This is a genomic window from Tahibacter caeni, from assembly GCF_024609805.1.
Taxonomy (GTDB): domain Bacteria; phylum Pseudomonadota; class Gammaproteobacteria; order Xanthomonadales; family Rhodanobacteraceae; genus Tahibacter; species Tahibacter caeni.
In genome coordinates, this window is record NZ_JANFVR010000193.1 from 1 (window position 1) to 9,260 (window position 9,260).

8 protein-coding genes and 1 tRNA gene are annotated in these 9,260 nt (G+C 65.6%); 5 read left to right on the forward strand and 4 right to left on the reverse strand.

The genetic code is table 11. From position 1 onward, the window contains the following. On the reverse strand, positions 1-854 hold an 854-nt coding region (pyrD, locus tag NON22_RS15510; RefSeq protein ID WP_257387857.1), incomplete at its 3' end, for a dihydroorotate dehydrogenase (quinone). Between the two features lie 362 nt (positions 855-1,216). Between pyrD and NON22_RS15515 the strand changes: the two genes are divergently transcribed. Further along, positions 1,217-2,566 (forward strand): OmpP1/FadL family transporter, encoded by a 1,350-nt coding sequence (locus NON22_RS15515; protein ID WP_257387858.1) that lies wholly within the window; start codon positions 1,217-1,219, stop codon positions 2,564-2,566. A 214-nt stretch (positions 2,567-2,780) separates the two neighbouring features. Here NON22_RS15515 and amaB read toward each other — a convergent pair whose 3' ends face one another. Continuing rightward, complete coding sequence (gene amaB, locus NON22_RS15520; RefSeq protein ID WP_257387859.1) at positions 2,781-4,316, reverse strand: L-piperidine-6-carboxylate dehydrogenase; 1,536 nt, start codon at positions 4,314-4,316, stop codon at positions 2,781-2,783. A 380-nt stretch (positions 4,317-4,696) separates the two neighbouring features. On the opposite strand from amaB, the gene NON22_RS15525 reads away from it, so the two are divergent. Continuing rightward, positions 4,697-4,773 (forward strand) — tRNA-Arg (locus NON22_RS15525). Positions 4,774-4,876: 103 nt separating this feature from the next. Here NON22_RS15525 and NON22_RS15530 read toward each other — a convergent pair. Further along, positions 4,877-5,656, reverse strand: a complete 780-nt coding sequence (locus tag NON22_RS15530; protein WP_257387860.1) for a Z-ring associated ZapG family protein — start codon at positions 5,654-5,656, stop codon at positions 4,877-4,879. Between the two features lie 143 nt (positions 5,657-5,799). On the opposite strand from NON22_RS15530, the gene NON22_RS15535 reads away from it, so the two are divergent. The 3 genes from NON22_RS15535 to NON22_RS15545 all read left to right on the forward strand — a co-directional run bounded on the left by NON22_RS15535 (position 5,800) and on the right by NON22_RS15545 (position 8,248). Beyond that, positions 5,800-6,207, forward strand: coding sequence for a hypothetical protein (locus NON22_RS15535; protein ID WP_257387861.1), 408 nt, complete (start codon positions 5,800-5,802; stop codon positions 6,205-6,207). Between the two features lie 391 nt (positions 6,208-6,598). Next, positions 6,599-7,126, forward strand: a complete 528-nt coding sequence (locus tag NON22_RS15540; RefSeq protein ID WP_257387862.1) for a hypothetical protein — start codon at positions 6,599-6,601, stop codon at positions 7,124-7,126. 357 nt (positions 7,127-7,483) lie between these two features. Continuing rightward, complete coding sequence (locus NON22_RS15545; RefSeq protein WP_257387863.1) at positions 7,484-8,248, forward strand: choice-of-anchor D domain-containing protein; 765 nt, start codon at positions 7,484-7,486, stop codon at positions 8,246-8,248. 454 nt (positions 8,249-8,702) lie between these two features. Here the strand turns inward: NON22_RS15545 and NON22_RS15550 are convergent, their stop codons facing one another. Then, positions 8,703-9,143, reverse strand: coding sequence for a hypothetical protein (locus tag NON22_RS15550; RefSeq protein WP_257387864.1), 441 nt, complete (start codon positions 9,141-9,143; stop codon positions 8,703-8,705). Between the last annotated feature and the right edge of the window lie 117 nt (positions 9,144-9,260).

Here is a 9,260-nt window from a genome sequence, read left to right on the forward strand (position 1 = left end):
AGCCGCCGGGCCATGCCGGCGAGCACGGCCGTGGAGCGCGCGAACACCGGCCGCCCCGACAGGCCGCCGGCCTCGTTCGCGTGGCGGTGGCCGGCGACCGCGTCGCGCGCGATCGTCGTGTTCGTGCAGATCAGGCCGTCGATGCCGGTCGCGAGCAGTACCTCGGCGATCGCGTCGAGCTCGGTCTCGGACAGATCCGGCGCGATCTTCAGCAGCATGGGCTTGCGTGCGCCGTGCTGCGCCGCGAGCTTTTCCTGGCGCTCGCGCAGGGTGCCGATGAAGCGCTTGAGCGTTTCCTCTTCCTGCAGGTCGCGCAGGCCCTGCGTGTTCGGCGAGGAAATGTTGACCGTGACGTAGCTCGCGCGCGCATAGACGCGGTCGAGGCAGTAGAGGTAGTCGTCGACGGCGTTCTCGTTCGGCGTGTCCTTGTTCTTGCCGATGTTGATGCCGAGCACGCCGCCGTAGCGCGCGGCCTCGGCATTCCTCACGAGCGCGTCGACGCCGGCGTTGTTGAAGCCCAGGCGGTTGATGATGGCCTCGTGCTCGGGCAGCCGGAACAGGCGCGGCTTCGGATTGCCCGGCTGCGGCCGCGGCGTGGTCGTGCCGACCTCGACGAAGCCGAAGCCCAGCGCGGCCAGCGCGTCGACGTGCGCCGCATTCTTGTCGAGCCCGGCCGCGAGGCCGACCGGGTTCGGCAGCTGCAGACCGCAGAACGCGGTCGGCAGCGGCGCCGGCCGCGTCGCGAGCAACGGGTTCAGGCCCGTGCGGTACGCGAGCTCCAGCGATGTCAGGCCGAGCTCGTGCGCCTTCTCGGCGTCGAGGCAGAACAGGAACGGGCGGGCGAGCTGGTACATGCGGAGGAAACGGCGGCGCGGGGCGCGCATCGTGCCATGGATGGAGCGCCGGATCACGGACCTGTCCGCCTGGCGGGTCGTCGGGAAACGGCCTTGGCGTTTCCCGATACCGCGGCGCCCGCGTCTCTCGCGGACAGCGGCAACCCAAGCTCATGCGACTGACGTCGATGCTCACCTGTCGGGCTCGGTCTCGTCCGGCGGCTTGTCGACGGTTCGCCAGGTCGTGCGGCGGAGCGTTTCTGCGTTGCGCAGCAGCCGGGTGTATCCCGCATGAACGGCGATCGCCGCGGCACGTACGCGACGGCGCCGCGCGTACTAGCATTCGCGCCGCGGGGGAGTCGGGACCATCAAGGAGCTTTCCCGTGACAAATAAAAAGCTGTACTTCTACCGTCATTCCCGCCTGCATGCGCTGAGCCTCGCCGCCATTGCCGCGCTCGCCGCGGCGCCGCTGCAGCAGGCTTCCGCGAGCGCGTTCCAGCTCAAGGAAAACAGCGCCAGGGCGCTGGGCCGCGCGTTCGCCGGCTCGGCCGCGGCGCCCGACGACGCCGCCGTCGTCGTCAACAACCCGGCCGCGATGAGCGAAGTCGACCGCGCGATCTTCCAGGCCGACGTGACCGGCGTGCAGTTCAGCACCGAATTCTCCGGCAGCGGCAGCGACGCGCTGGGCCGGCCGCTCAGCGGCGGCGACGGCGGCGACGGCGGCGTGACCAAACCGATCCCGGCGCTGTACTACATCACCCCGCTCAACGATGCCTGGCGCCTCGGCTTCGCGGTCAGCGCGCCCTTCGGCTTCGAAACCGACTACGACCGTGGCTGGGTCGGCCGCTACAGCGCCTACAAGTCCATGTTCCAGTCGGTGGACCTGACCGCAGCGGCGTCGTACCGCTTCAGCGATACCCTGTCCTTCGGCGCCAGCGTCGTGGCCCAGCGCACCAAGGCCGAGCTGACCCAGGCCATCGATTTCGGCGCGATCCTCGCCGCCGGCGGCGCGCCGGTACTGCCGCAGTCGCAGGACGGCTTCGGCCGCGTCGACGGCGACGATTGGGGCTGGGGCTGGGGCTTCGGCCTGCTCTGGAAGCCGACCGATCAGGACCGCATCGGCGTCAACTTCCATTCCCAGGTCGTGCACACGCTGTCCGGCAACGCCAGTTTCCAGGTGCCGGCCGCGGTGACCGCGATCAGCCCGGCGCTCGGCAACGCGGTGTTCATCGACACGCCGGGCAAGGCCGGCTTCACGACGCCGGCGAATGCGACGGCGAGCTGGTGGCATTCCTTCAACGACCGCTTCAGCCTCGGTGCCGACGTCGGCTATACGCGCTGGTCCACGTTCAACCAGCTCGTCGTCGACTACGCCAATCCGGCCCAGCCCAGCACGGTCGAGAACTTCGACTGGCAGGACACCTGGTTCGGCTCGGTCGGCATGGAATACCGCTTCAATCCGGCCTGGGTGCTGCGCGGCGGCTTCGCCGTCGACGGCACGCCGACCCACGTCTCCACGCGCACGCCGCGCGTGCCTGACGGCACGCGGCGCTGGGTCACGGTCGGCCTGGGCTACACGCCGAGCGACACCATGGCCTTCGACCTCGGCTACGGCCACATCTTCGTCAACGACGCCGAAGTCAGCACGAGCACGGCCACGGGCAACCGCCTGAACGGCAGCTACGACAGCAGCGGCAACCTGCTCGGCGCCTCGGCGCAGTTCCGCTTCTGATCCGTGTGCGGGTGAAAAAAAGCCCGGCTCGCGAGGTTGCGGGCCGGGCTCGATTTACGTCCGTAAGCTTTCAGAACCGCGATCGTCTCCCACCTTTGGAGCCCCCTTGAGTCAAGGGGGCGGCCAAACGTCCGCGTAGCGGGCGTTTGGCGGGGTTGTGGGGATGAGCAGCAGGGCGTAAGAGCCGTGTTGCTGATGTTCGCGGAGGTCCTTCTTAAAACTCGAACTTGATGCCCTGGGCCAGCGGCAGCGCGTCGGAGTAGTTGATCGTGTTGGTCTGGCGGCGCATGTAGGCCTTCCACGCGTCCGAGCCGGATTCGCGGCCGCCGCCGGTTTCCTTCTCGCCGCCGAAGGCGCCGCCGATTTCCGCGCCCGAAGTGCCGATGTTGACGTTGGCGATGCCGCAGTCCGATCCGGCCGCCGACAGGAACGCTTCGGCCGTCTTCACGTTCTGCGTGAAGATCGACGACGACAGGCCCTGCGGCACGCCGTTCTGGTAGCCGATCGCTTCGTCGATGGTCTTGAACGGCATCACGTAGAGGATCGGCGCGAAGGTTTCGCTCTGCACGACCTCGTCGCTGTTCTTCAGGCCCGTGATGATCGTCGGCAGCACGAAGTTGCCCGGACGGTCGGTCAGCGCGGCGCCGCCGGTGACGACTTTGCCGCCGGCGGCCTTGGCCTTCTCGATCGCGCCGAGGTAGCGCTGCACCGAGGCCTTGTCCGTCAGCGGACCCATCAAGGTCGTGGACAGGGTCGGATCGCCGATCTTGCCTTCGACCTGCTTGTAGGCGCCGACCAGGGTGTTCAGCACGCTGTCGAAGATCGATTCATGCACGAACAGGCGGCGCGTCGTCGTGCAGCGCTGGCCGGCCGTTCCGACCGCGCCGAACACGATGCCCGGGATCGCGAGCTTCAGGTCGGCGGTTTCGTCGACGATGATCGCGTTGTTGCCGCCGAGCTCCAGCAGCGAGCGGCCCATGCGCTGGGCGACGCGCTCGCCGACCAGGCGGCCGACCTGGGTCGAGCCGGTGAAGCTGATCAGCGGAATGCGGTGGTCGTCGACGAACTTCTGCGCGAGCTCGGTGCGCGCGTCGTTGAACAGGAAGAAGATGTCCGGGAAGCCGGCGGCCTTCAGCGCGGCGTTGCAGATCTGCATCGAGGCGATCGCCGACAACGGGGTCTTCGGCGAGGGCTTCCAGATCGTGATGTTGCCGCAGATCGCCGACAGGAACGAATTCCAGGCCCAGACCGCGACCGGGAAGTTGAACGCCGAGATCACGCCGACGATGCCCAGCGGATGCCACTGCTCGTACATGCGGTGGCCCGGGCGCTCCGAGTGCATGGTGTAGCCGTAGAGCATGCGCGACTGGCCGACGGCGAAGTCGGCGATGTCGATCATTTCCTGCACTTCGCCGTCGCCTTCGGGCTTGATCTTGCCCATCTCCAGCGCGACCAGCGAACCCAGCGCGTCCTTGTGCTCGCGCAGCGCCTCGCCGCAGAGGCGGATGGCTTCGCCGCGCTTGGGCGCCGGCGTCGTGCGCCAGATCTTGAACGCGGCCTGGGCGCGCGTGAGGATGGTTTCGTAGTCGGCTTCCGAGCTCGCGTGCACGCGGGCGATGACTTCGTTGTTGCTCGGGTTGATCGATTCGAGCACGCCGGCGTCGCTGGTCGACGACCACTCGCCGTTGCCGAGGTAGGTGCCCGAATTCATCTCGGCCAGGTTCAGGGCCTTGAGGATCTGCTGCGACATGGGAACTCCGGATACTGGGAAGGCGGGCGCGGCAGCCGCGCCGCGGACGCGGCGCAGAGCGCGCAAGAGGTCGGCGATTATAGCAACCGCGTCCGGGCCCGGCCGGCGGTGGACCCGGCCAGGGGCGGTGGTTCCGGCGGTCCGGGGGGAATTGGCACCGTGCGCATGAGCCCACCAGGCCGTTGCGACCGGGCCGCATGGGGGCAGCGGCCCGTTGCGGCCGGGCCGCATGGGCGCAGCGGACACCGCCGCATCGCCACAGCCGGCCAAGCCGACCTGTCGCCGACCCGGCGTCATCCATGCCAGAATCGCGCCGTGCCGAAAGGCACCCCGCCCGCGCCCTGCGCCGGCGCGGCATCAGCACCACCAGCACACCCTCCGGCCCCGTAGCTCAGCTGGATAGAGCGTCCCCCTCCTAAGGGGAAGGTCGTACGTTCGAATCGTATCGGGGCCGCCATTTAAATCGATGTCTTAAGGCCGTGCTGGCCTCTGCTTTCGATTGCTTCAACAGCGTTGATAACAGCATTAGGGCGCCAGCTCTATCCGGTATGCTTTGATACTCACGGGGCGGGCGGCATATTCATCTCTGCTGGGGTCAGCGACGCGTGTAGCACTTCGTCGATCGCTCCCACTGCATGAAGTAGATCAGTAGCCGGCCACACGCGACGTCGAAAGTAGTCTGTGTATTGCTTGCGACCTACGAGCTTTTCGTAATCACTGCAAGCCTGGCTTATTTCCTTGAGCAGTCCGATGATCTCGGCGGCGCCGGCCCTCCAGTTATCACTGAAGAGCGCCGGAAACGGGCCAGTTGCAGCAACGAAATCGCTGACTTCTTTCCTCAGGTTGGCCGAACTAAATATGTGGCTGAACTTCTGACTGTTGCGGCCTGCTACACCGTTGGTGCGCGTGTCCATGGCGCCATCGTATTCGCGGTGTTTCATGACCTCGTAGTAGGTGTTCAGTACCCCCTCAAGTAGCCGCTGAGCATCCGCTATCGCGACTTCATTGCGTGCGAGTTCGATTTGTTGCCTTAGCTGTCGGCGTGTACTTCTCGCTTCCTTTCTCGTGGCGCTCAGGGTGCGCGCAACAAGCAACGCCGTGACGATTCCGACTACCGGATTGATCACGCCCCCAAGGTAGTCGCCGAACTGACCCCATGCCTCCGGTGGACCCCAAGGGGACCGCCAGAAAGTCGCAACGAAAAACAGCAGCGTCCCAACTGCCACGAGCACGACCAGCGCGATCAGCGTTGCGTCGACACTAGCGGGATCGACCTTCTTGCGGGTTGCTCTGACAGGCTTAGACATACCGCCCCCATGCGGCAATTCGACGCGCAGCATATACCATGGCAGACGAGAACACCGGACCCTGCGTCGAGAGTGAGAGGATGTACGCGGATGCGCAACTCTCGGCCGCGATCGGCGCTATTTTGGCAGGCGAGTCGAGTCGTGTGGCATGTCACTTATCAGTCGGAGAATAGTAGATGAGCAATCCAGAATGGCAGGAAGGTCCGGCTCGACACTACGCATATTTCCGCGTTTCGGATGGCTATCGCGGCACACTTGAGAAGGAGCCGTTCTACAACCGCGCACGCTGCGCGTTCGAACAAGTGCGACGTGAGTGGTATCAGCCTCCATTATGGCAATACAACTTCGGGAACTTGGAAGGGCCGAACGAAGGCGCGGACCGCGACGGAATTCCTCAGAACGACAACGAAACCGACTTTTTTCAGTCTCCGCGCTTTTTCGCCTCGATTGTCGATCGAGAACGCCTCGACGAATACGTCGAGCTTCTTTCGGCTCGCTGCGCTGAGCAGTGCGTGGACGTCGAACTTGTCGATTTAGCTCAGGTGACGATCGCAACCGGGCAGTGGGAGCGCGTGAACCGCTGATGCATACCGCGTCGGCGAATACTTAGTGCCGCGCTCCCTCTAACTCCCTCTAGTAATAGACAGGCCTGTCGGCCGTTCCTCCGTCGTCAGGCAGTGGCCCGAAACCGCAATCGATGTCGTTCATTTCTGCCGTGACCGCGGAGCAGAGTGGTCTGTGGTCCATCGACTACCAAGAGTTTTCGCCAAACTTCGTGGCCATTGTTGTTGTCGATTGCAACAATCTCCCGCTATGCTTGCGCACCGCTAGTGCGCTGTAATTTTGCTGCAGTTTGTACTTGACGCGCTGGGAAGCGCTGATGAAACTGCGTGCGTTGCCGCCAATCGGCAACCGGGCTTGGCGGCCCGATCAATCAGGCGCACCAGCGCCGTACTGACGTATCGGCGCTTTTTCATGTCCGATGCCACGTGCGGCGTGAATGCCGATTTATGGCGGCGGTGCGTTGGGAGCCGAAAGGCTCGCCGGTTGCCTGTTTGCCGGTCCGCCAACCTGCGCACCGTCCGCCACCTTTTCGATTGCGGCGAAGTGGCGGACTTCTCCAAACAGGAAGGAGTTCGACATGACACTCACACGTCCGCTGCACAGCAGCTATTCGGTACACCTCCGCCGTCGCCCGACGACTTCGCCGAGGAGCGCTACACCATGAAACCCACAGGCTCGTTCTATCCACTGGCCGGCGACGGCGCCGAAGCGCCGGCCGTTCTGTTTGCCTATGCCGTCGACACGCCGGAGCAGAAGCGTGCGCTGCACGACGAAGCCATGGTCCGGCTCGCGGCGGTCAGCTCGCTCAGCGACGCGCTGCTGAGCATGCAGGTCGATGACCACGACCGGCGGTCGCATGTGCGGGTGATGGAGGCGATCGCGATTCTGTCGCGGGACGTGAAGGGGTTGATGGAAGCGACGGTGCGTCAGCCGGGCTGAATCTGCCGGGAGTTTCCCGGGCCGGTTGGCCGGTTCGGCGACTGGCCCGGGAATCTTCGGAAGAACCCTTCAGCGCCCCGAGGGCTTCAGCGTGCTCTGCGAGACGCGGGAATGGCTACTCACCGCGTCCCGCTGGCTTCCGCGTCGCCGCGAATTTCGTTCGCATCGCCCTTTCGCGCGAGGGCAAGTCCTCTGACGACGGCAGGGGATTTGGCGCGCCCGTTCGTCCGGGTCATTCGGACTGGCCGTAGTGAATCGCTGTGATAGCTGGTGCCGCGTTTTCGCGCCTCGTTCGCCGATACTCTCGTCGCTTCGCAGCCGCAGGCCGCGGCTACTCATGTCCGAGGAAATCCCTGCATGAATTGCGCTGTCCGTCTGTTCCTGGGTGCACTGTTGCTGAGTCCGATCGCCAATGCGCAGGCCGCTATCGTCCCTTCGCCGGCCCAGGTGGATTTCGGGGATCAAGCCGTCGGCACCACCAGCGAGCCCAAGGCGACAACGTTCATAAACACGGGCAGCCAGGCGGTGACGGTGATGGCCGTGTCGGCGGTTACGCTCGAGGCCTATGCGCGCGTCGGCGGCACCTGCGGCGAACCGCCCTTCACGATCGCTCCGCAGGCAAGCTGCTCGATCGAGCACACCTTCACCCCTTACCTGGTCCAGTCGTACTACGGCTACGCCCACCTCACGCTGGCCGAGGGAGGACGCGTCGACTTTGGACTGGCGGGCGATGGCGAGGTGGCGTACCTGGACATCCAGCCTTCCTCCTCGTGGTTCTTTCCGGTGGCGGTAGGTGCGACCAGCGACGAGCAAACGATCTATCTGAGCAACACGCGATCGGTGGGAATGACCGTCACTCAATGGACATCGAGCGGTCCGGATGTCGGCGCCTTCTTGCGCACGGGCGGTAATTGCCCGAGCGAGACACCGTTTTACTTCGGTGCCTCATCGTCATGTACAGTGATCTATCGGTTCCGGCCGACTCATGTCGGAGATCATTCGATGTCGGTATCCATCCTCGGCTCCGGAAGCTTCGGCTTTTCGATGAGCGGAGATGGGTTGCCCGAAGTGCCAGTCTTCAAAAACGGGTTCGAAGTGCCGACGGCCGCTCCGATCGAGTAAGTTTCAGGCTCGTTGCAGGGCCAGGATCGCGCAAGGTGGGAACGAACGGCCAGCCGCTCTTCGGGCGGAGTCGGACCCACGACTGGCCGTCGTCGACGTTGGGTGTGGCGGAACTCCGCTGCGATCTGAGATGCCGCAGAAACCGCCGTCGGGTCGGTACGCCTCCTGCGGTGTCTCCGTGCAGTCCGCGTCGCCTTGGTTGTTGCCGCCGTGATTTCGGCTGCTGCGGTTGTTGCGCGATCGGCGCTCGCGGCAATGATCGACGTCGCCCGCCGAGTGTCCTGACAACCGCGTCCCGAGTGCAGCGGGGGCAACGCGTGCCCCCCGCCGATCCACGTCAGCGCACGAACAGCGCGATCAGGATGACGATCGGCAGCGGCACGCCCAGCAGAAGCAACAGAATGGATCGCATGAGGATTCTCCCGTGATGGAGGGTGGGGTAGTCGGCGCGGACTCAGTCCACGAGATCGCGGCGCTTGCCGCCCCAGGTGGCGAAGAAGCTGGCGAAGAACGCGCCGGCCAGTAGCGATATGAACAGCCACAGGGCGGCGTACGCGGCGGCTTTGCGGGCTTCGTCGGCGGTTTCCTTGGCCGTGGCGACGGCCTTCTCCCAATCGGCGTAGGCGGCGCGGGCGCGGGCTTCGCCTTCCTCGGCGGTCAGGCCGGTCCGGTTGGCGATGACTTGGCCGAGATAACGCGTGTCCTCGGCGCTCAGCGAGCCGACACGGATCGCGTTGGCGAAGATGCGCGCGGCTTCCGCGTTGCCGCGGGCAGGACTGTTCTCGCGCGCGGTCGTGACGGACGTGTCATCTGCGGAGAGGTTCGCCGGCGCCGTCGTACCGGGGCGGAACAGCGTATCCAGCAGATAGGCCTGACGGGTGTCGGGCGAGTCCATGCCGGCAGCCGCGGTCGCGGCGGCCGCTCCCGCGCCGCCGAGCGCCGCCGCGCCGATCTTCGCGCCGCCGTTCGCGATGCCGGCGATCGTCGAGGCGAACAGCGCGGCGGTGGCGAG

Bases quoted from the DNA above. Each gene is read 5' to 3' on its own strand.
- amaB (WP_257387859.1), bottom strand. From the start codon at position 4,316: ATGTCGCAGCAGATCCTCAAGGCCCTGAACCTGGCCGAGATGAATTCG.
- NON22_RS15530 (WP_257387860.1), bottom strand. From the start codon at position 5,656: ATGCTGCGCGTCGAATTGCCGCATGGGGGCGGTATGTCTAAGCCTGTC.
- NON22_RS15535 (WP_257387861.1), top strand. From the start codon at position 5,800: ATGAGCAATCCAGAATGGCAGGAAGGTCCGGCTCGACACTACGCATAT.
- NON22_RS15540 (WP_257387862.1), top strand. From the start codon at position 6,599: ATGTCCGATGCCACGTGCGGCGTGAATGCCGATTTATGGCGGCGGTGC.
- NON22_RS15545 (WP_257387863.1), top strand. From the start codon at position 7,484: ATGAATTGCGCTGTCCGTCTGTTCCTGGGTGCACTGTTGCTGAGTCCG.
- NON22_RS15550 (WP_257387864.1), bottom strand. From the start codon at position 9,143: ATGGACTCGCCCGACACCCGTCAGGCCTATCTGCTGGATACGCTGTTC.